This is a genomic window from Neorickettsia helminthoeca str. Oregon, from assembly GCF_000632985.1.
Classification (GTDB): Bacteria; Pseudomonadota; Alphaproteobacteria; order Rickettsiales; family Anaplasmataceae; genus Neorickettsia; species Neorickettsia helminthoeca.
This window is the reverse complement of sequence record NZ_CP007481.1, coordinates 852,389-874,658: the sequence shown is the minus strand read 5'-3', so window position 1 is coordinate 874,658 and position 22,270 is coordinate 852,389. Positions and strand designations below refer to the sequence as shown.

The following is a 22,270-nucleotide window of genomic DNA, read 5'->3' as shown; positions in this document are numbered from 1 at the left end:
AGTATCTCGCCTGCCATGCTGAAAAAATACATAGAACTGATAAAAGAACGAATACCTCTATCCGAAGTTGTTGGTAGAACCATCAAGCTCAGGAAGGTTGGTACTAGGCTCATAGGTAGATGTCCTTTTCATGAAGAAAAGACACCTTCGTTCTCGGTTAATGATAGTGGGAAGTTCTTCTATTGCTTCGGATGTGGGAAAAGTGGCGATGTCATAGATTTTATCTCAGAAACAAAACATTTGAATCTCAATGATGCAGTTGAGGAACTAGCAGCAAGCATTGGTATCAAAATAGAGAAGAGAAGTGTTCAGGGAGTCAAATTTATTGAAACGCAGGATTTCCTGGAACAGTTGAGAAATTGGTTCTGTGATAATTTGCATTCGAAAATCGGTCTGAATGCTAGGGCGTATCTGGAGAGTCGATTGAAAAAAGATGTAATTACTGAGTTCAAATTGGGTTATTGTCCATCTGATATCAATTCTTTCATAAAGGGCAAGTGTAACTTCCAACGCTCCGTAATGATGGAATCTGGTGTGTTAGATAAGGGTGGTAGATGTTATTTCAAAAATAGAATAATCTTTCCCATAAATAATAGACAGGGAAAAGTCATTGCCTTCGGAAGTAGAGCTATCAAAGATGATTCTGTTCCAAAATATATAAATTCCTGTGAGACGCCTTTCTTCAAGAAAAGCGAAGTCCTGTACAATCTAGATAAGGCAGCAAAAGTTCCATCAGATACGCTAGTGGTTGTAGAAGGATACATGGATGTAATAAGTCTACATCAACACGGATATAAGAACGTCCTTGGAGTACTAGGGACTTCCATCACACCTCACCATCTTAAGACTCTCAACCAACTGGGAAAAAAGGTACAGTTCTGTTTTGATGGAGACCTTGCCGGGATCAAGGCTGCTGGAAGAGTACTAGAACTCATAATGAGCGAGTTCATCGAAGTCCTAGATATAAGAATAGACTTTGCTTTTCTACCGGCAGGTAAAGACCCTGATGAACTAGTCAAAGAAGACTATTTAGCGTTTCAGAGAATTCTGGACAATGCAAAATCCCTATCGGATACAATATTCTATCTGACTACTCACAGTCGTTCGTATGACTCTCCAGAAGATTTCATAGAACTTGAAAAAGCGTTACAGAACTACTTGAAAAATATAAAAGATTATAAGGTAAAAAGGCACTTTCAAGACTTCTTCGGTCAACAGATTTTCGTGATGAAGAAGGGACTCCGCTTCAGTCAATTTAAATCCGGGAAGCGTGCCAGTGAAATGGCTTCGGTGAACTCCTACCAGGATTCTGCAAAATTAGTGTCCTCAGCTAGTGTGCGCACAGATAGAAAGGCTATTCTGTTAAAGATTGTTTTGAAGTTTCCTGAAATCCTCGAGAACAGCGAGTTCGAAGAATATTTTTCTATGTTGGAATTCGATGATACGGTTCATAGAAAACTTCAATCTGCAATTGTGCTATTCCTTAATACTGCTTCTGAACTTAGTAGCGATGTCTTGAAAGAGTTCCTATGTTCAGATGTAGAAAGAATACATCTCTTCGAAGCTGTGCAGAATACCAAATTACCCGAATCTGTTCACAATAAAGAAAACGCCCTCCTGTTGTGGAACAGAATAAGAAAACAATTATGGATAAATGATCTACAAAATGAATATCGTAATCTTATTAAATCTCCAGACTTGGATGAAAAAAAAATGGAGGAAGCAAATAAAATTCTGGAGAAGATTCGTGAAGCAGGTACATAAATTCGCTATCCTATATCGGATGTAGTTTGACTAGAAGAGTCCTGGCTTATACATTAGATGGGGTTGGTTCTCTCGCAATTGATATGAAGATGCTAGTATTTCCTGGACAAGGCTCCCAGTATGTAGGAATGGGAAGAGAGTTATATGATGCGTTCCCTGTTGCTAGGGAGGTTTTCGAAGAAGTAGATGATGCCCTCAACATGAAATTGTCAGAGATCATTTTCAGAGGTCCTGAATCCTTGCTATCAAGTACGGAGAACACTCAGCCAGCTCTAATGGTTACTTCCATTGCTGCTCTACGTACGTTACTACGGGAATCTGGTAAAACTATTGCTGATGTGTCTAAATACCTAGCTGGACATTCATTGGGTGAGTACACGGCATTATGTGCTTCAGGAGCTGCTACGCCATCCCAAATCGCTAAGGTCCTGAAGATCAGAGGCAGTGCAATGCAGGAAGCTGTTCCATTAGGTGAGGGAAGTATGGCAGCCCTTCTTAAGGTGACATGTGAAGAAGTTCAAAATCTCATTGTGGAGTCAAATGCGGACTGTGAGATCTCGAATGATAACAGCAACGAACAAGTGGTCGTCAGCGGAAAAACGGCTGAAATAGAGAAAATCACTAAATATGCGAAAAATAAAGGCATAAAACATGTGATCAGGTTAAACGTCAGTGCTCCTTTTCATTGTAGGTTGATGCAGCCTGCTGTTCAGCAGGTGAGTGATGCACTTTCCACAGCGGAAATCGGAACGCCAGCTGTGCCAATAGTCTCGAATGTCACTGCTACTCCGATAAATGACCCTTCTGAAATCAGGGAGCTGCTTGTGAAACAAGTGACAGGTTGCATCAGGTGGAGGGAAAGCATTCTGTTTGCTATAAATGCTGGTGTCAGAACATTCATAGAGATCGGAGCGGGCAATGTACTGAGCAAGATGATCGCGAGAATGGATCCAACTTTAGAAACACTCAATCTAGAAAGACCAAGTGATCTAGAAAAAGTAATTAATCTAATAGGATGAATGTCCGTTTGGCTAGAGCTTTTTGAGTAATACAAGCATATAATTTGTCTGTGTTGATAAGTCCAAGAAAGGATATCGCCCTGGATCAAATGAAAGAAAAATCTGAAACCCGTTCAGCTTTTGTTGCTCTAATCGGAAACAGTAACGTTGGCAAGTCCACTCTGCTGAACACGATAGTAGGAAGCAAAGTCTCTATAGTTACTCACAAGGTCCAGACTACCAGGACTAGAATCAGGGGCATATACACGAAAAACGAGACGCAACTAGTTTTTGTTGATACACCAGGGATATTCATACCAAAACGTAGCTTAGAAAGATACATAGTGAGAAATGCTTGGAAGGCATTCTCGGGAGCTGATATATTTTGTTTCGTTGTAGATCCAAGATATGAAATCACCGAAAGTATGGAGAATATCTTAAAAAAAGTTTATGACAACGTGATTTTGGTCATCAATAAAATAGATCTCATAGAGAAATTCAGATTGCTGGAAGTTGCAAGAAAATTAAATGATATAAAACGATTCAAGGAGACTTTTATGATCTCCGCCCTGAAGAATAGGGGTGTGGACGATCTGAAGAATTTCCTCCTGTCTACTGCTGAACCTGGTCCCTGGTACTTCGATGAGGAAGATGAGACCGATATGCCTATCAAGTTTAACTTGTCTGAAATGCTTCGAGAGAAGTTATTCATTAGGATGCATGAAGAGCTACCTTATTCTTTGACTGTGGAAACAGAAAATGTTGAGACCCTTCAGGATAGGATTAAGGTCAGCCAAATAATTCATGTTATCAGCGACTCGCATAAGAAAATGGTAATCGGGGCTAAGGGTGAAACTATCAAAACAATAAGGCAACAGGCAGAAAGGGAGATGGAAGAGTTTTTTGGAAAAAGGGTAAGTCTGCTTGTGTTCGTGAGAGTCAGCAAAAACTGGCAGGAAAAACCAGATATTTTGAACACGATAAACTACTCTTGACCACAGTTACCAAAAGCACGTAGTGGCTATTCTTCCGGGTCGACCTCATAATCATCCTGGACGGGATCATTTTCCTCAACTTCTCCTACCTCTGTCACAGATGCGACCCGCTCATCATCTTTGACAGTGAAAAGCCTCACTCCTTGTGTACTCCTTCCAAGGACGGGAATGTTGCTCGCTGCTATTCTTATCACTTGTCCACGATTAGTAATGAGCATTATATGGTTGTCCAGGAGCACTCTAAAACTTGAAACTACTTTTCCATTTCGTTTTGAAGTCGCAATATTTATTATTCCGACTCCACCGCGGTTGGTGATCCTGTATTCATAGCTTGAGGTGATCTTACCATACCCATTCTCGGTGACGCTTAGAACAAATTGTTCATCCTTATTAGTAGGATCTTTGATCCTTTCAGAGAACTTGGTTCTCATGTACAAAGCTTTCTCCTCGGGAGAGAGAATCTTTTGGTTTAGGATGGACAGTGAAATAGCTTCATCTCCGTTACTCAGAGTCAGAGCTTTGACACCTTCAGAGCTTCTACTTTTGAGAACGCGCAGATCATCCACTAGGAATCTTATACACTTACCATCCCTTGTTGAGATGAAAATACAGTCTTCATTCTTTGATGTCTTAACAGCGATCAATCTATCATCCTCATTGAGTTTTATCGCAACTTTCCCGTTTGTTGGGACGTAATTGAAATCACTCATTGAGTTGCGTTTTATTTTTCCCTGTGCTGTCAGGAAGATCAAGTTTTCATCTTCGGAGCTTCTCAAAGGTAAAATACTGGTTATGGATTCACCTTCACTGAGTTCAAAAATATTGACGAGCGCTCTTCCTCTTGCTTGCGGATCACCGACAGGAAGCTTATAAGCCTTGATTTTATAAACCTTACCCCTATTGGAGAAAAAGAGAATCTCATCATGTGTACTTAGGACGAAAATTTGTGCTAACTGGTCCTCAGGTTTTATGTTCTGTGCGATCTTACCCTTACCACCTCTTTTCTGAACCCTATAGTTCGATATTGAAACACGTTTTATATATCCAGAGTACGTGACTGTGACCACCACAGTTTCGCGCTCTATTAATTCCTCTTCCGTGTGAATTGCGCTCGTATTCTTCAAAATCACGCTTTTCCGTGGATGTGGATACTTTTCCCGTATTTCGTTCAGCTCCTGGACTATCACATTTACTAGGACAGCGTCGCTTCCTAGTATTGATATGCACTCATTTATAACCTCTATCTCACTATGGATTTCCCTGACTAACTGTTCTTTTTCCACACCGGTGATGCGCTGCATTTTCATTTCCAGGATGGCCTTGGATTGAGACCTGCTGAGTTCGTATTCGCTATTCTCGAGCTGTATATTGGAAATTATTTCCACCAACTTTTTTAGATCTTCATCTATGTTCCATTTTTTGCTGCAGAGTGAAAGTACTGCTGTTTCGTTGTCCTTGGAGGATTTTAAAATAGGTACGATTTCGTCGATGTTCAGTATGGCGACGTACACTGCGATGAGTACACTAGCTCTCTCCCTAGCTTTAGCCAACCTGAACTCCGTTCTTCTCGAAATGACTTCTCTTCGGTGATCAATAAATGCTGCCAGGACGTCCTTCAAAGGCATCAAAGTGGGCTTCATCTTATGAAGAAGCATCATATTCGTACTATAAGACGTCTGGAGTTGTGTCATCTGGAAGAGTTGGTTTAGAACGACCTCGCATGAGAATCCGCGTTTTAACTCTATAACAATTCTTATACCGTCCTTGTTTGATTCATCTCGCAGGTCGCTAATCGAATCTAATCTTTTTTCCTTGACCAGAAGTGCAATATTCTCTATGAGTTTCGCCTTGTTGACCTGGTACGGAAGCTCATCAACGATGATTACCTTTCGTGTATCGGTTTCCTCGAAATGCGTCCTGCTCCTTATGATGATTGATCCTCTTCCTGTCTCAAAAGCTGATCTTATTCCTTCCTCACCTATAATGAAGCCGCCAGTAGGGAAGTCTGGACCTTTAATAACTTTGAGGAGTTCATCCGTTTGTACGTCTTTATTTTCCAGGAATAACTTACAGGCATCTATGACTTCAGCGAGGTTGTGAGTCGGCACATTTGTTGCCATACCCACAGCTACTCCGGCTGTTCCATTTACGAGGATGTTCGGGAACTTTGCTGGTAGAACCACTGGTTCGTTTTCAGAGGTATCGTAATTGGGGCGAAAATCCACGCTGTTCTCATAGAGATCATCGAGCAAAAATTTTGATATGTATTCCAGACGTACTTCTGTATAACGCATTGCTGCAGCTGGATCTCCATCTATAGAGCCGAAGTTGCCCTGTCCATCTATCAGCGGGACAAGCAGTGAGAAATCCTGTGCCATACGGACCAGCGCATCATATATTGCACTATCCCCATGTGGGTGATATTTACCTATCACCTCCCCGATCACCCTAGCTGACTTCCTGTAGGGCTTGTTCCAGTAGAACCCCAACTCGTTCATAGAATGAAGGATTCTTCTATGGACTGGTTTCAAGCCGTCACGGACATCAGGAATGGCCCTATTGATAATCACGCTCATGGCGTAAGACAGATAGGACGACTTCAATTCTTGTTCTATATTGATTGGAATTACAGTTGACATATTCATCACCCCGAAAGGGAATGATAAGTCAATTTGGTTGATATTTATAGATCTCCTTATGAAGAGGATCCTCTTAAGGAGTTTAAATAGTTCAATAAAGTGATTATTGTATTGATTCTCTAATTTAAGAAAAGTCTTTAAATAGAATATAAATAAGATTTCTGCATTGATTTATCAGAAATATGTGCGATAGGTTAGGTATAGATTTTTTATACCTAAAATAAAATGCCTAATGAGAAAAACAAACGCAACACAATAAGTGAGTTATTCTATAGCGGTGAGCTTGACAGGGAACTTTCCGATGATGAGTACAATAATCAGTATGCAGCTATGAAGAGGGCGATTCTTCAAAAAGCTACTTCCTCGTCAATCCTTACCTCCCCTACAAAGCCTAGCACTGCCTCTGCGAATCAGTCCTCTAGCAATCAGACCAGTACCGGAAGCGCCACCCCTAAGATAGGTGCTCCTGCCTCGCAAATCAATTCTACGAGTACCGAGTCTGTTGACAATCAAAAATGTAATGAACGGTAGTTCTACTATTTCGCCTGCTGACGCGGAAATTCTCTAATGTGAAGGTCTCTGCGCTGGCTGTCTCTTTTCGGATCTACGTGCTCTACTTGGTGCCAGTGGATCCGAATCCCCCGGACGATCTCTTTGTCTCTTCGACTTCTTTTGTTTCCTTCAGTGCTACTCGCGATATCCTTGCCATGACCATCTGTGCTATTCTATCTCCCCTGACTATTGTGAACGGCTCCTTCGAGAGATTTATCAGGCAGACTTTTATTTCCCCTCTATAATCTTGATCAATTGTTCCTGGACTGTTTAGGACAGTTATGCCAAATTTCGCTGCAAGACCAGAGCGAGGTCTTATTTGGGCTTCCATGTTTTCAGGTAGTTCAATGCAGATGCCTGTGGGGATGAGCTTAAATTCTCCTTCTTTCAGTGTTACGGTAGCTGGAACGGCAGCTCGCAGGTCCATACCGGAACTTCCTTCACTTGCATATTTTGGAATCTCTAGCTCCTTACCATGTGGTAGGAGTACTACTTTTACGATCTCAGACATCTGATCATAGTTGACACTTTCGATTACTCTGTTCACTCTACCAAGTGTCTCTGCTGATGTAAATTTCGAGACAATAAAGGCTAACTGTTTTGAAGTGAATCTAGTTATGGAACGTATGTATATCAGTAGCTTTCTATTTTACAATTACGTGTTTAGATCATGAACTTGGGTTCAAAATGAAAATTAGTCTAATCGGTGCAGGTAACATTGGTGGAACTTTAGCTCACTTAATAGCTTTAAAAGGTCTAGCTTCGGAGGTCGAATTAATCGATGTCAATGGTGATACGGCAAAGGGCAAGGCATTGGACATTTCCCAGAGTCTACCTATCATTGGTCGTACGATGAAAATTTCCGGTAGTTCTAAGATGGAGCGTTTGCAAGGCTCATCCGTGATTATCGTTACTGCTGGTATTCCACGAAAACCAGGAATGAGCCGAGAAGAGCTCCTAGACGTGAATGCTCTAGTGATGAAAGAAGTTGGTGAAAAAATAAAACAATTTGCTCCGGAGGCTTTTGTAATTGTTATTACTAATCCCCTGGATGCGATGGTATGGGTGTTGAAACAGGCGTCTGGCATTAGTCCAGCAAAGATTGTGGGAATGGCAGGTGTACTTGATTCGAGTAGGATGAATCTTTTCCTAGCGCAGGAACTGGACGTTTCAGTTAGCGATGTTAAGTCAATGGTGCTTGGTAGTCACGGTGATTCTATGGTTCCGCTTATTAGATATTCAACTGTTTCCGGGGTGAGTCTAAAGGAGCTCATAGATATGGATCTGATCTCCCAGGAGAAAGTCGACAGCATAATTGAACGTACCAAAGCAGGTGGAGCAGAAATAGTTGCTCTTCTTAAAAATGGTTCAGCTTACTATACTCCAGCAGCATCCGCTTTAGAGATGGCTGAGTCCTATATAGAAGACCAGAAGAAGACATTGATCTGTTCAGTGATAATGAAGGGTAGATACCTTGTTGAAGATGATATTTTTTCAGGGATACCAGTTGTAATTGGCTCTAATGGTGTTGAGCGAGTAGTTGAACTCAACCTCACTAATGAAGAGAGGAGAATGTTCGAAGCCTCCTTGGATGCGGCACGGAAACTTGTGGAAGGTGTACGTAAGTATTTCTGATACTCTCTCAAGGTAGGTTATCTTTTCCATCAGCTGCTAGATTCTCTGGGGGGTTTGCGACGTAACTAGATGCACCAGAACGAGCTGTGCAAGGCTCCTCTTGGAGGGATTCAGCTTACTATGCTCTAGTAGCATTGAAGAGACTGAGTCCTATGCAAAAGATCAGAAGAAGATACTAATCTGTTCAGTGACAATGAAGAAAAGCAAGTGTCTTGTTGAAAGTGATTGTAAGATAGTAGGTGTGTTGATCCTTCGAACTTTTTCTAAGTAGGTGTGGGGTTTGAGTTAATGAATAGTCTAGTACTCGGTATTGACCCAGGTTTGGCACGTACAGGATGGGCTGTAGTGGAATATAAGAACCCTTCTGAGATGTGCTACATTGCTTCTGGCGTGATCTCTACAAATGCTAGGGAGGAGCTTTCGAAGAGGATAAGAAAAATTCACGAAGGCGTTACTGAGGTCATTGACAATTTTGACCCTAATGTTTCAGTGTTGGAGAAAATATTTGTCAATAGCAATCCATGCTCTTCCTTGAAGCTCGCGTATTGCCGCGGTGCATTGATGTTAACCCTTGCGTTAAAGAGTCTCCCTGTACTTGAAATAGCTCCTAATGCCATCAAGAAGCGTATTACTGGGAGCGGTCACGCCACTAAGCTACAGATCAGATATATGGTGGAAAAGTTGTTGGGACTGAATCTCAACCTTTCAAAATATTCAGATTTATACGATGCGCTTGCACTTGCTTCCTCAGTGACTCACTACGATATTACGGCAGTGCAGAGAGCTTAGGAGGTAGATGTATACTTCAAGTTATACTCCGGAGGAGCAAATAGTAGAACCCATCACAAGCCTGTATCAGCGCAAACACCAGATGGAACCTACTGACTCACTAGAGCCCAAACAAACAGCATTGTCAACTCACCACAGTAGATAGGATTGATATTAGATCAATCCGAGGATTTTCGGGAGGAGCAAAGCAATGTGTGTGGGACTTCAGAAGCACACTACTGCGAAGATTGATATAAGCTCAACATCCTCAGAATTTCTTTGCTTACTAATGAGGAAGCAAGCGTAATTGATTCTTCCAGTGATTTTCCAATCGCTGTGTAGCACGCAATCGCTGAGGAAAGTCTACAACCAGTGCCGTGAGTAGTTTCTACTTTTATCTTGTCATATCGAAACTCTACAAATCTTTGATCTTCCGTCATGAGCAAATCCAGTAAGCTATCCTCCCCACAATGGAAACCCTTAATAAGGACGTTTCTCGCTCCTAGAGCCAATATTTTCCCGGCGGCTACCTTCATAGTGTCAGTGCTGTAGATTTTCTCCCCAGAAATCATTTCTGCTTCAAAAAGGTTCGGGGTAATCAAGTATGAAAGTGGTATTAATTTTTCAAGTAACACCGAAAATGCACCATCTTTTGTCAAAGAAAACTTCGAGGTGGCTATCAACACTGGATCCAATACTATCGGAATCTTGGAAATCTTCAAAGTATTCCATATTGCAGATATTATCTCGGAGCTACCTAACATTCCTATTTTTATCGCTTGAGGTTTCCCGGAAAGCGCACAAGCCAACTGTGCGGAAACCATTGAGCCATCCAGATAGTGGATTGCGTGTACACCCTTTAAGTCCTGTGCAGTGATGCAAGTAACGACATTCGATGCACTACAATCGAGCAGAGCAGCTATCCGCAGATCTGCTTGTAATCCAGCACCACCTATTGAATCCGAGCCAGCTATAATACAAATCTCTGGGATTTTTTTATTCATTTCCAGATTTCAAAGCATTATCGCAGGTTTTTCAATAGCTTGCTTGAGTGTCTGTAGGAACCGTGCGGCTAATGCGCCGTCGATGACTCTATGGTCGCATGAGAGAGTAAGTGTCATAATATTTCGCACGACTATTGCATCGTCAACGATCACCGGGGCTTTCCTTCCGGCTCCTACTGCAAGTATCGCTGCCTGTGGAGGATTAATAATAGCTGTAAACTCCTTGATCCCATACATACCCAGATTGGAGATAGTAAAAGAACCTCCTTGGAACTCAATAGGTTGTAATTTATTGTCCTTCGCTTTTTGTACCAGTTTCTTTACTTCGGTTGAAATTCTGGAAAGAGAAAGTTTATCAGCAGCGTGGACAATTGGTGTAATCAGACCATCTGGAATTGCGACCGCGACAGATACATCAATAGCTTGATGCTGCTTAATCACATCACCATTCCAAGAGACGTTCATGTCTGGATGTTTTCCTAGAGCAAAGGCAGTAGCCTTCACGACAAAATCGTTTATGGTGATTTTCTCTCCCAGATAGCCATTTATTTCCTCTCTAGTCTTTAGCAGGTTACCCAGATGACAGTCCACAGACAGATAGAAATGCGGAATATTCTGTTTCGATTCAACAAGCCTCTCTGCTATGACGCGACGCATAGGAGAGATTGCTAACTCAGTGGCTATGGCAACACTGTTAGATACTTCCCCCGAAGACTTAATGACCCCCTTTAAGTCGTCTTTCACGATTCTTCCATTTGGGCCGCTTCCAGTTTGTATCAGTGAAAGATCAATGTTGTTAATAGAAGCTATCTTCTTAGCTAATGGGGTAGCTAATATCCTATCCGACTTCTCTTTGCCGCTTGCTGCAGCATGCATAGATGCTTGTACTCCTATGGTAGATAATTTATCCGGCTCTACTGATTTGATTGGTTCTCCGACAGGAGTCTCATTGATTGTTAATAAAAAATTCTCTAAATCTTCTTCACTCTCACCATCCTCCAGAAGTACACCTATGGGCTCATTCACTTTGATATTCGTTGCTTTATCTGGGATCAATATTTTGGCTAGGGTGCCTTCATCTACAGCTTCGAATTCTACAGTGGCCTTATCAGTTTCGATTTCAGCCATTACTTGCCCTGCTTTTATTTTTTCACCCTCACTGACCAGCCATTTTGAAAGAGTACCCTCTTTCATTGTCGGCGAAAGAGCTGGCATGAGTATTTTTATAGGCATACACTAACACTGTCTCGATAAGAACACAGGAGATTTTCCATTCTTTTCAGGGAATTGTCAAAACTCTAAAGTTCCTTCGTTGGTGGTTATCGAAAATCCAGGAAGAAGGTCCATATTGTTGTTATGTTTTGGTACGTTTTTCCTCTGCTCTAATTTGGAGTGAGATTCCTTTGAACCAGCCCAAAAACACTCTAGAATGTGGTTCTTAGTGTAAAAAATTCGTGATCTATCACCAAAATGGAGAGATGCTTATCAAATACGTGAAAAGTATTCCCTGTTTCTCGTAGTAAGTTTTTTCTGAAATCTAGCGCGGGAAACAGGTTTATTTTTTCGATTATCTATACAAAAAATGCAGCTGACTTAGTTTCCCGTGATACGAGGTATACCTCGTCTACGTCAATACTTTTTTTCTCGCTATGTATCGCAATACGGTCTGCAATTGCAAGCGAGATTTCCGTGATGATCGAGATGGCACAGAATACTGTAAAAGCAATTCCGAATCCAGAATAGATGGACATGCAACTACCCGGGTGCTGTTGAAGCTCTATGTTCTGTAGACTTGAGATGGTACATAAGATACCGATAATTCCCGTGAGAACGACAGCTATTTGTAGAACAGGGTTCCTTCTTACTGGTTGTAGTTCTGTACTACTGGAATTTTCTGGAAATGTCCCCTTAGTGAGCTTTTCTTGTTTTAGGCTCCTTTGTTCTATGTGCAGTGTAGATGTTATCTTAGGTTGTATTGATGCAGGCTCTATCTGCTGTAGTGCATTGACAATGACAGGCTCCGTTTTGTGAGGCTCTGGAGGAGCAGTAGGTTCTATCTGGTGTTGCAGTGATACAGGCTCCGTTTGTTGTGGTGGGGTGATAGGTTGCTTCTCCGAAGAATCCTCGGATTGATCTAATGTCAGCTCTATCTGTAGAGATTCAGGTAGTGCATTGACAATGACAGGCTCCGTTTTGTGAGGCTCTGGAGGAGCAGTAGGTTCTATCTGGTGTTGCAGTGATACAGGCTCCGTTTGTTGTGGTGGGGTGATAGGTTGCTTCTCCGAAGAATCCTCGGATTGATCTAATGTCAGCTCTATCTGTAGAGATTCAGGTGGTGCATTGACAATGACAGGCTCCGTTTTGTGAGGCTCTGGAGGAGCAGTAGGTTCTATCTGGTGTTGCAGTGATACAGGCTCCGTTTGTTGTGGTGGGGTGATAGGTTGCTTCTCCGAAGAATCCTCGGATTGATCTAATGTCAGCTCTATCTGTAGAGATTCAGGTGGTGCATTGGCCTCTGGTACTGCCTGTGCGTAGCGAGATTGCACAGCCATGCTTTCTTCCAAGGAGTCTTCTAGTCTGGATTGTGGTGGTAAATTATTTTCCTTAGCTGGTCCTGGAGGTGCAATATCATCTACGGGTTCATCGAATGTAGCTCGGAGGTCACTTAGACTCGGGTATAAACGTGCTCCTTTAATCGGCTGAGTGTAATTGGAAGCAAGAATAGCATCTTCATAAGAAGGCGGTGCTTGCTCTGACTCTGTGGGAAATAATGGTGAAGCTGCGGCGATAAATGTAGGATAATCTACTTGAATATCATTACTGGAATCCACATTTTCTTCGGTGGTTGTAATTTGTTCTTGGTCCAGTGCTACGGATCTGATTTGGGTGGAGTGCATGTTTGAGGTTCTTGAATCTTATAATTGATTATTTTATCAGAATAAAATTAATAATATTATTATAGCATATAAGAAATTTGATAATTCTCCAAGAAATAAGAAGCTCAATTCTTTAAGAAATAAAGATCTAATTGTGCCTCGGAAACACATGCGACTTCTAGGTTATCTTAAGACAGTAGTGCATCTGATCACTTCGCTTCTTGGTAATCTGGTTCGATTCCTGCAACAAGAAAAAAGAGCACCGAAACAAGCCGGTCCATCTATACTTTCAGTGCAGTATGAATCGCCACTACACCGAAGGTTGCTTTCTCATACTTGACTCTAGTGAATCCAGTATCACTGAGAATCTGTTTAAATGATTCTGCGTCCGGGAAGTTTTTTATACTTTCGACTAGGTAAACATACGCATCCCTGTTTTGTGTGACTTTTTCTCCTATCCAGGGAATGAAGTTACGTGAATAATATCCGTAAATCATGTTGATGTAACTGTTGTCGACATTACTGAATTCCAAACAGGAGAATTTACCCCCTGTTCTGAGTACTCTATGTGCTTCAGAAATTGATTTCTGTATGTCAGAGAAATTACGCACCCCAAACGCGACGACATAGTGATCGAAGGTGTTATCTTCAAAGGGTAATTCAGCTGCTTCAGCGCGTACTATTTTCACGCTCAGATATCCATTATCAAGTAGCCGATCTTTCGCTATTTGAAGCATCTCTGGATTCCTATCGCACATGATAACGTCTGGTGACTTGTCTGTCTCCAAAAGGCGTAGAGTAATATCCCCAGTGCCAGCAGCCATATCCAACACCAGCTGATTTGGAATCAATCCTATCGATTTGACGAAGTTCCGCTTCCAGCGCCTATGAATCCCTGCGCTCATTAGATCATTCGTCAGGTCATACCGCTTGGATACTGATGAGAATATCCCGTCAACAAAATCCCTATGCACTTCAGCTCAGTAGATGTAGTAAAATTTCCCGCACCCGAGGCAGGCTTATTCTATCATAATTTCCGCCCAAATGCAGCACGAAAATGCCCAAAAGGCTTTCTCTTGATAACAGGACTTTTCTATACTAACCTTAATGCCTAGGACAAGCTAGTTAAATTTATTCGCTTTTAAAAGACAGAGTATAATGCAATCTATATTCGAAAAAGTAACGATAAAGGACCTCTTCGAGGTCGGGGCGCACCTTGGGCACAAGACCCGCTTTTGGAATCCGAAGATGGTTTCCTACATATACGGGGCGAGCAACACTAAAACTCATATAATAGATCTTCAAAAAACAGTCCCGATGATGAAGGCTGCACTGAAGGAGATAAATGAAGTCGTTGCGAATTCAGGTAGAGTGCTGTTCGTCGGTACTAAAATGCAGGCTTGCGATATAATAAAGGAGGAGGCTTCAAGGTGTGGTCAGCACTATGTCAATCTTAGATGGCCTAGTGGCATGTTTACTAATTGGAATACCGTTTCGAAGTCTATAAAAAAGCTTGCCCACTATGAGAAACTCCTGGAACAAGAAGGGGAGGTGCTTAGCAAAAAAGAGCGCTTGAGCATCAATAGAAAGAGAGAGAGAATAGATAAATACTTGGGTGGAGTCCGTAGAATGGGTGGTCTTCCGAGTATTGTTTTCGTGATTGATCCAAAAAAGGAATATATAGCAGTTGAGGAAGCCAATAAGCTCAATATCCCTGTCGTCGCTATAGTCGATACGAATTGTGATCCCAGTAAGATAACTTACCCAATACCTGGAAATGATGATTCCCTGAAATGTATAGGGTATTACTGTAAACTGGTCGCGGATGCAGTCCTAGTGGGTATAGAAAGGGAACTGCAAAGAAAACAAAAGAAAGATAAGAAGGATTCGGTTGATGAAGCCGATGGTAAGAGCAGTAAGACAGGTGCTGCGGATAGACCTAGGAGGGGTGCTTCTGTCCGTACGCATGCTGAGAAGTCAGTTCCGCCAAAACATAAAGGTGGTGGTACTTCTTCCGGGGAGTCTGGTGGTGAGCCAGGTGCTCCCTCCGAAAAGAGTGATGTGAAAAATGAGGTGAATTCAAGTGAGTAACGTAAGTTTGGTGGATCTGAAGCGTCTTTCTAAAGAAACTTCTGCAGGCTTAGTTCATTGTAAGAAGGCTCTTGCCGAATCAGGTGGGGATTATGATAAGGCTAGAGAGATTCTGAAGGAATTCGGTCATGCTGTATCAGTGAAGAAATCTAATAGAGAAGCATCCGATGGCGTTGTTGGGGCTCTCTCTTCTGGGAATTTCGGCGTGATGATAGAGCTGAACTGTGAGACGGATTTCGTCGCGCGCAATGACAAATTCCAGCAATTTGCAGATTTAGTCCTCCAAGCCGTATGTGAGAATAAAGCTAAAACAGTTGAGGAGTGTCTTGCTGTCACGTTATCTGGGGGACAAACAGTCAGGGATGCAATAATGGAGCAGATCTCCATTTTCAGGGAGAACATAGTACTCTCTAAGTGTACGGCTTTCGAACTCTCTGGGAGCGGCCTAGTTGGAGTATACATCCATAACAAATATACCGAGAATTTAGGAAAAATAGGTGTGGTGGTTGCATTGGAGTCAAACGCTGCTGCTTTGCAGGATGTGGCCAAGAATATTGCTATTCAGATAATGTCTGAATGTCCACAGGCAATCAGCATCCAAGATATCGATCCTGAACTGTTGAGCGGGGAAAAAGAAAAGTATAGGGAAGAGACACAAGGTAAGCCTGACTCTGTCGCCGAAAAAATTGTCCAGGGTAAGCTGAACAAATTTTATAAGCGTATTGTGCTCCTTGAGCAGCCCCTTTTCGCTGATCCAGAAATATCCGTGAAACAGTACCTTGATAATGTGGCTGCTGAGCTCTCAGGAGTAATAAAGGTTCTTTGGTATAGAGTATTTACCCTCGGAGATGCTGACTAGAGTGGTATGCATAGGGTCCTTTTGAAAATTTCTGGGGAGAGGTTGGCCGGAGATGGCTCATCAGTCCATGATGCTGCGATCATTGGTATGCTCGCAGAGGGTGTGAAAAGGGTCCATGATACGGGTATACAGGTTTGTCTGGTTGTTGGAGGCGGAAATATTTATAGGGGTAGTAGTGGTATTCCAAATATAGAGAGAGCTACCAGTGATTACATGGGCATGCTTGCCACCGTCATAAATGCACTCGCTCTCCAGGGTGCCATCAGTAACCTTGGGATAGTTTCTAGGGTACAGTCTGCGATACCTATGCGTTCTATATGTGAGCCATACACCAGACAGAAGGCAATTAGCCATATGGAGAAAAATAGAGTCGTTATATTTGCAGCGGGTACCGGGAATCCGTTTTTCACTACCGATACGGCAGCGGTGCTGCGTGCAGTCGAGATGAATTGTGATGTGATGCTTAAAGGTACGCTGGTCGATGGTGTGTATTCAGATGATCCGAAGAAAAATTCCAACGCGGAAAGAATAAGTAGACTTTCTTATACGGACGTCCTTTCAAGAAAGCTCAGGGTGTTGGATTCTTCGGCAGTCTCAGTTGCTAGGGAAAACAGTATGCCTATAATAATCTTCGCCCTGGACAGCGAAGAAGCTTTTTACGAAGTAGTTAATGGCAGGAGGAATTACAGTATCATAGAGGGTGAATAGTTGGAACTCGTTTATACTAATTTGGTTTGCTGTATGTTAGAAGATATATTCAAGGAAATCGATCTGAAATTAAAAGCCTCTTATGCAGTGTTCTCCTCTGATTTGAGTGGTATAAGGTCCGGTTCTCTCAGTGTGAGCATACTGGATGGTATTGTCGTATCTACTGCGATGGGTAAATTGCGCCTGAACCAGGTTGCTAGTCTTTCCGTAGTTAATAACAAAATGCTTTCCGTGCAGGTCTGGGATAAAGGAAATGTAGGTGCGGTAAAAGATGCAATCATATCTTCCGATCTCGGGATGAACCCAATAGTTGAAGGTACAGTTTTACGTTTGCCAGTTCCTGACCTGACAGAAGAGCGTCGCAAAGAATTAGTAAAGGTCCTCAGGAAATATGGGGATAGGGCTAAGGTAGCTGTCCGTAATATTAGGCGTGATTCTATTGCAAAGGTGAAGGCCTTAGAGAAAAATAAGGAAATTTCGGAGGATGAGATGCATGTGTGTGTCAAAAAGATTGACAAGCTCATTTCCGAGGAAGATACAAGAATCGACGGTGTTGTCAGTAAGAAGGAGGCAGATATTCTTAAAGTATGATCAGTGATGGGATTCCTCTTCATGTGGGAATAATTATGGATGGGAATGCTAGGTGGGCTAGATCTAGGGGTTTACAGAATTTTGATGGTTATAGGAAGGGTGTAGATGCAGCGGTATCTGTGGTAAAAGCTGCGTGCGAGTTGGGTATCTCTTACTTGACGCTCTTCCTTTTCTCGACTGAAAACTGGAGTAGAAGCTCAGAGGATGTCAATTTGGTTTTTAATCTCTTTCAGGAGACCTGCACCTCTCGGTTAGAGGAGGTCTGCCGTGCCGGGGCGAAAATAAAGGTAATCGGTGATAGGGAAGCTCTGAATCAGAACGTCAGGCAGGTGATTGCGCTCCTTGAAGCTGAGACAGCTCAAAATGAAGGTATCCAGGTCTATCTTGCAATGAACTATGGTGGTAGAGCCGAAATTCTTCGTGCGGTTTCCATGATGGTATCGGAGGGGGTGCCGGTTGCTGAGATTGATGCAAAGAAGTTCTCTGCCTATTTATATACTAAAGACCTTCCAGATCCGGATTTGATCATCAGAACTGCCGGTGAAAAAAGATTGAGTAATTTTTTGTTATGGCAGAGTTCTTATTCGGAGTTTTATTTCTGTGACACCCTATGGCCAGACTTTGAAAAGGAGGACTTTATTCTGGCACTGGACGATTATCGGCGTAGGGATCGTAAGTACGGGAAGTAGATTTTTAGATTTTACTTCCTATGATTTAAAAGCTACGCTATGATAGCGCGATTGGAGTTTCTGCTTGTCTTCTTCGTGGAAGAAATTGCTCCTGATTTTGATGTTACGTTCTGGGTTTAGCGGTAGTCTGTTGGAATGTACTGTCGTTTCAACAAGGTCTGTGCTCCCAGTATTTTTTGTGTTAAGCTGTGGGAGCATTCTGGCTGTTAGGATGGGAGATTTATGAAGCAGTATCATGACTTGAAGGTTAGGGCTATCTCCTCCATAGTCTTATTGTTTCTGTGTGCCTTGGCGATCTATGGTGGTGAGTATGTTGTGTGCTCAGGAGTGTTGCTTTTAGCAGTACTTTCGTATCGGGAGTGGATCGATATGACCGTCGACAGGGGTAAAATACTTGGACTTCTTGGGTTGCTCGTGGTGATTCTTCCGAATTCTGCTCTGATAAGTATCTACGCTGAAGATCCGGAGATTTTCATTTGGCTCCTTATCTGTGTTGTGAGTAATGATATAGGTGCTTACTGTATTGGACGCGTCATAGGCGGTCCGAAATTGCTCGAAAGTATAAGTCCGAATAAAACCTTAGGTGGTTTCTTTGGGGGTCTTTTGTCTGCTTTGATTGGTGGGTCTACTTTCGCGATTGTATCGGGTTTGAGTATGAATTTCGTTTTATTGACAGTTCCTGTAGCTATCTTCGCTACTGCCGGCGATTTATTTGAATCATTTATAAAGCGTAAGTGCTCTGCTAAAGATAGTGGTTCGCTTATACCGGGGCACGGAGGTGTCCTCGACCGTGTTGATGGATTTATTTTCTCGGCACCTTTCTTACTGTACCTTCTATAATGTGGACAGCCCTATCTGGGCGCCTTTCTTCGAATTTTCAAACTTCTGTTATTCTATTCCTAGCTTTAGGAGCTGTCCTCTCTATCTCTGGTCTCGGACTTGGGGTCGAGATCGTTTAAGTTTCCTGGAAACTCCCATTTCTCTCATTTACCATCCTTGTAAGCAACTCGAGATCCTCAGGTGGATTCACTCTACCTTGATAACAATCGAAAATAAATGAATCCGTGAGCTCCAGAATTCTTTCGAATTGTTCAACTTCATGATCAGTTAAATTACCGAAATTTTTCTCTGCAAACCCTCCGAGTAATATGTCAGTCTCTTTGCAGCCGCGGTGTGTACTCCTGTAAAGAATCCTCTTTCTCTTTAGATCAGCTTTCATCCTAGTTCTTTATGCGCATCCTTTCAAATAGGCGAGGTCCAAACATGTGAAGTTCTCCTTGAAAAGTAGCATCTCCTCAAATGATCCACACATCTTTGGCAAGGTCTCGTTTAGATCAATGATATGCTTTCTCAATTGATCGTGTCCACTTGTCAGAAATCTGAGCAAGGGAGTAATAGAAGAGAGATCTTCTAGAACTTTGGTAAATGTCTCTGGTGTCAGAGAAGATGAACTCTTTTGTTTTTTGTACAGCTCGAACGCTTTGGTCATGAATGTTATTTTTCCTTCTTTTCTGAACAGCTTCTCCTGTATCATAGAGACAAGTATTATTCCCACTGCAACCATTTCCCCATGTAAAAAGTGTCTACTATATTTCCTTTCCAGGATGTGTGCAACAACGTGCTCGGATTGACTAGCGGTTCTACTATCTCCGTGGAGCCACATCCCCAGGCCAGAGAGAATCAGTGCTTGCATTAGCAGTTCGATTAACATGATATCGCCCTTCACTAGAAGCTTACTATATTTCAGTAATATTTTCTCGTAGTGCTTAAGCTCTTCAAAGATTATTGTAGCGTATTCCTGCTTCAGTGCTATTGACGCGATGAGGCAATCGACCTTAATAGTGCTCGAACATACTAGATCGCATAAGCCGCTCACTATCATTCTAGTTGGAGCTTTTTTTAAAATCCCACGATCTATATATATGCCTATAGGCATTTTTGCCTTAATGGAGTACTTCTTATTACTACCGATGGGCATGATGGATGCGGTAGGAGAAGTATAGGCATTCACTGAAGGGGCTGTAGGGAAAATAATAAATTCTCTGTTTGTAATCTTTGCTAGACATTTACAGATATCTGTGATTGTCCCAGCGCCTAATGCAATTATTAATTCTCGATCTTGGGTGTGTTTTACTAGTCTTCTTATTTCTAGTTCAGTTGGTTGGACGTCCCTAGGTAGGACGATTCGTTTAAGATTTCTCTCCATTCTTAGTGTTAGCGGAATGAAGTATTGTGTATTTTCATCACAAATCAACAGGCTGCTTCTGTGCGAGATTAGGTCCTGCAAATTTATCAAGAGATCATTCTCAAATATGATCTGTCTTATACCGGTGATTCTATAATTCAAGATTTCCAATAGCATTGTGCTAGAAACAAATAGTAACACTTTTTATTATTGTGACGCTATGAATTTCAGTGGGTTCTGCTCAGCAGTGGGAAAGTGTGTTTGATGAAACCTGTCTTCAGAGTAATTTATTTTCTAGCGCTCCCTGAAAGCTGTCTCGAAAGTTGCAGTGATAGGAGTGAATAAGTATGAAAGGAGGGTTCTAGATTCGCTAGTAATGAAAACAATTGCTGGCATTCCCGGATAAAGTTTGGTTCTGGTCTTTATTCGTGCCAGCTCTGATTTTGGGATTCTCACATGAGCTAGATAATAATGCATGCCTGTCCTGGGTTCTACTATTGTGTTTGCAGAGACATATGTCATGACACCATCTAGCATTCCCACTTTCTTAGAGTTGAATGCAGTGAGTCTTACCTTTGTTTTGATACCGCTTAAACCATCTATGTTAACTACATGCTTTTCTATGAACTTAGCTGATGCTATTGCTTCTATGTTATTAGGCATAACTTTTACTTCTATAAACATATCCTCGTTCTCGGGAATTATCTCCATGAGCAGCGTGCCTGGTGCGATGACGCCACCTATACTCAACGATTTCAATCCCGTAACGGTCCCAGATTGTGGTGCCCTTATAGTAGTTCTAAGGACCGCATCATAGGCGGAAGCTAATTTTTGACTGTTTTCATGCAACAAATGTGATACCTCTTTGAGTTCAGTAGCGAGTTCATTGTTTAATCTATTGTTCATTTGTATCCTCTCGAGCTCGGCTTCTGAGATACGTTGTTCACCCCTGGCTATGAGTGCTTTGTATTCATTAATTTTTCCATCTAAGGAAGCCTTTTCACGCTCCAGGTTTGTGATCTTTGTTTTATCTATGACGCGGGTAGCGTATAGGGCTTTTTTTGCAGTTAGCTCCTCTTGGAGCAGCGTAAGGTTCTCATACGTAGATTGAAGTTGGGCTTCTAAAGCTAGAACCTCGTTTCTAATCTGTTCAATTTTTTTATCGATGATCCTAATCTGATTGCTGAAGGACTCTCTATGCGATTCAAAGAGTGATAACTGATTCTTTATAGCAATATTTTTTTTATCATTATCCACGTGCTCCAACTGTGACACATCTGGGAGCATCATTTCATCTTTTTTCTCTTTGTGCGCCAGAAGCCTCTGTTCACTTGCTAAAAGAGAGGCTTGGTTTTCTTCGAGTATCGCTAACTGAGCCTTGTTGTTAACGTTATTCAGGGTGATAAGTATCTGTCCTTCCTCTACGTGATCTCCTTCATGTACAAGTATTTCCTTTATGATTCCACCATCGAAGTGCTGAACCACTCTCCTATCCGAGCTGATGACTACCTCACCTGTTGCGATGCTTGCGCCATCAATAGGAGCAAACGCGGCCCATACTCCGAAAATTCCGAAGAAAACCACGATTACAATTACACCAACGATTCTTGCATTTTTTGTCAAGGCTCTTAGATCGTCATTATTATCACTCTGGAAAAAGGAGACACACTTATCTACGATTCTAATACTGTGTAGATCAGGTAGGTTCTTTGTGTTGCCGTCCAGGAGCACTGAGATTCTGGATTTTATAAAACCAACTACCCTACTAATCATATGCAATCTGTTGCACAGGAATTCCGATATAGACGTGGTAATCCTACGATACAACGGTGCTTATGAATAGATCAATCCACTTAAATTGCCTTAACGTATACTTACTTCTGTCTTGTGATGTAGTTAGCGTTAGTCTTGCATCG

21 protein-coding genes are annotated in these 22,270 nt (G+C 42.0%); 12 read left to right on the top strand and 9 right to left on the bottom strand.

The window, feature by feature from the left end; genetic code table 11:
- Positions 1-15: 15 nt before the first annotated feature.
- From dnaG to era, 3 genes are read left to right on the top strand one after another with little or no spacing between them, the layout of a single operon-like run.
- Positions 16-1,764: a DNA primase gene (gene dnaG / locus NHE_RS04120; RefSeq protein WP_038560802.1), complete on the top strand. Its 1,749-nt coding sequence runs from the start codon at positions 16-18 to the stop codon at positions 1,762-1,764.
- Positions 1,765-1,790: 26 nt separating this feature from the next.
- Entirely contained in the window at positions 1,791-2,783 is a 993-nt protein-coding gene (fabD, locus tag NHE_RS04115) for an ACP S-malonyltransferase (protein WP_232214983.1), read from the top strand.
- A gap of 50 nt (positions 2,784-2,833) precedes the next feature.
- The gene (gene era, locus NHE_RS04110; protein WP_232214982.1) at positions 2,834-3,757 is read left to right on the top strand and encodes a GTPase Era; all 924 of its coding nucleotides are present in this window, start codon (positions 2,834-2,836) and stop codon (positions 3,755-3,757) included.
- Between the two features lie 26 nt (positions 3,758-3,783).
- On the opposite strand, the gene gyrA is transcribed toward era, so the two are convergent.
- Positions 3,784-6,396: a DNA gyrase subunit A gene (gene gyrA / locus NHE_RS04105; RefSeq protein ID WP_038560274.1), complete on the bottom strand. Its 2,613-nt coding sequence runs from the start codon at positions 6,394-6,396 to the stop codon at positions 3,784-3,786.
- Between the two features lie 225 nt (positions 6,397-6,621).
- Here gyrA and NHE_RS04100 point away from each other — a divergent pair, with 225 nt between their 5' ends.
- Positions 6,622-6,927, top strand: coding sequence for a hypothetical protein (locus NHE_RS04100; RefSeq protein ID WP_038560272.1), 306 nt, complete (start codon positions 6,622-6,624; stop codon positions 6,925-6,927).
- An 82-nt stretch (positions 6,928-7,009) separates the two neighbouring features.
- Here the strand turns inward: NHE_RS04100 and dut are convergent, their stop codons facing one another.
- Positions 7,010-7,459 (bottom strand): dUTP diphosphatase, encoded by a 450-nt coding sequence (gene dut, locus NHE_RS04095; protein WP_038560796.1) that lies wholly within the window; start codon positions 7,457-7,459, stop codon positions 7,010-7,012.
- A 176-nt stretch (positions 7,460-7,635) separates the two neighbouring features.
- On the opposite strand from dut, the gene NHE_RS04090 reads away from it, so the two are divergent.
- On the top strand, positions 7,636-8,583 hold the full coding sequence (locus NHE_RS04090; protein WP_038560269.1) for a malate dehydrogenase: 948 nt from the start codon (positions 7,636-7,638) through the stop codon (positions 8,581-8,583).
- A gap of 288 nt (positions 8,584-8,871) precedes the next feature.
- Positions 8,872-9,372: a crossover junction endodeoxyribonuclease RuvC gene (gene ruvC / locus NHE_RS04085; RefSeq protein ID WP_038560793.1), complete on the top strand. Its 501-nt coding sequence runs from the start codon at positions 8,872-8,874 to the stop codon at positions 9,370-9,372.
- A gap of 215 nt (positions 9,373-9,587) precedes the next feature.
- Here ruvC and thiD read toward each other — a convergent pair whose 3' ends face one another.
- The 4 genes from thiD to NHE_RS04065 all read right to left on the bottom strand — a co-directional run bounded on the left by thiD (position 9,588) and on the right by NHE_RS04065 (position 14,205).
- A complete protein-coding gene (gene thiD / locus NHE_RS04080) occupies positions 9,588-10,355 on the bottom strand; it encodes a bifunctional hydroxymethylpyrimidine kinase/phosphomethylpyrimidine kinase (protein WP_038560266.1) in 768 nt (255 codons plus the stop codon).
- Between the two features lie 9 nt (positions 10,356-10,364).
- A complete protein-coding gene (locus tag NHE_RS04075; RefSeq protein ID WP_038560263.1) occupies positions 10,365-11,588 on the bottom strand; it encodes a pyruvate dehydrogenase complex dihydrolipoamide acetyltransferase in 1,224 nt (407 codons plus the stop codon).
- Between the two features lie 338 nt (positions 11,589-11,926).
- Entirely contained in the window at positions 11,927-13,252 is a 1,326-nt protein-coding gene (locus NHE_RS04070) for a hypothetical protein (RefSeq protein WP_038560260.1), read from the bottom strand.
- A gap of 260 nt (positions 13,253-13,512) precedes the next feature.
- Positions 13,513-14,205 carry a class I SAM-dependent methyltransferase gene (locus NHE_RS04065; RefSeq protein WP_038560257.1) on the bottom strand — a complete coding sequence of 231 codons (693 nt, stop codon included), beginning with the start codon at positions 14,203-14,205 and terminating at the stop codon, positions 13,513-13,515.
- A 184-nt stretch (positions 14,206-14,389) separates the two neighbouring features.
- Here NHE_RS04065 and rpsB point away from each other — a divergent pair, with 184 nt between their 5' ends.
- From rpsB to NHE_RS04035, 6 genes are all read left to right on the top strand, one after another.
- A complete protein-coding gene (rpsB, locus tag NHE_RS04060; RefSeq protein WP_038560254.1) occupies positions 14,390-15,322 on the top strand; it encodes a 30S ribosomal protein S2 in 933 nt (310 codons plus the stop codon).
- Complete coding sequence (gene tsf / locus NHE_RS04055; RefSeq protein ID WP_038560251.1) at positions 15,315-16,181, top strand: translation elongation factor Ts; 867 nt, start codon at positions 15,315-15,317, stop codon at positions 16,179-16,181. Before rpsB ends, tsf begins: the two co-directional genes overlap by 8 nt.
- 6 nt (positions 16,182-16,187) lie before the next feature.
- The gene (gene pyrH / locus NHE_RS04050; RefSeq protein WP_038560248.1) at positions 16,188-16,889 is read left to right on the top strand and encodes a UMP kinase; all 702 of its coding nucleotides are present in this window, start codon (positions 16,188-16,190) and stop codon (positions 16,887-16,889) included.
- Between the two features lie 33 nt (positions 16,890-16,922).
- On the top strand, positions 16,923-17,480 hold the full coding sequence (frr, locus tag NHE_RS04045) for a ribosome recycling factor (protein WP_038560245.1): 558 nt from the start codon (positions 16,923-16,925) through the stop codon (positions 17,478-17,480).
- Entirely contained in the window at positions 17,477-18,169 is a 693-nt protein-coding gene (gene uppS / locus NHE_RS04040; protein ID WP_038560242.1) for a polyprenyl diphosphate synthase, read from the top strand. The genes frr and uppS overlap by 4 nt, the downstream gene beginning before the upstream one ends.
- Positions 18,170-18,391: 222 nt before the next feature.
- The gene (locus NHE_RS04035; RefSeq protein ID WP_038560239.1) at positions 18,392-19,009 is read left to right on the top strand and encodes a phosphatidate cytidylyltransferase; all 618 of its coding nucleotides are present in this window, start codon (positions 18,392-18,394) and stop codon (positions 19,007-19,009) included.
- Positions 19,010-19,124: 115 nt separating this feature from the next.
- Here the strand turns inward: NHE_RS04035 and NHE_RS04030 are convergent, their stop codons facing one another.
- From NHE_RS04030 to NHE_RS04020, 3 genes are all read right to left on the bottom strand, one after another.
- Positions 19,125-19,388 (bottom strand): FAD assembly factor SdhE, encoded by a 264-nt coding sequence (locus tag NHE_RS04030; RefSeq protein WP_038560237.1) that lies wholly within the window; start codon positions 19,386-19,388, stop codon positions 19,125-19,127.
- Positions 19,389-19,397: 9 nt separating this feature from the next.
- On the bottom strand, positions 19,398-20,531 hold the full coding sequence (locus NHE_RS04025) for an iron-containing alcohol dehydrogenase (RefSeq protein ID WP_232214981.1): 1,134 nt from the start codon (positions 20,529-20,531) through the stop codon (positions 19,398-19,400).
- A gap of 117 nt (positions 20,532-20,648) precedes the next feature.
- Positions 20,649-22,127, bottom strand: coding sequence for an HlyD family type I secretion periplasmic adaptor subunit (locus NHE_RS04020; RefSeq protein WP_038560234.1), 1,479 nt, complete (start codon positions 22,125-22,127; stop codon positions 20,649-20,651).
- Positions 22,128-22,270: the final 143 nt, after the last annotated feature.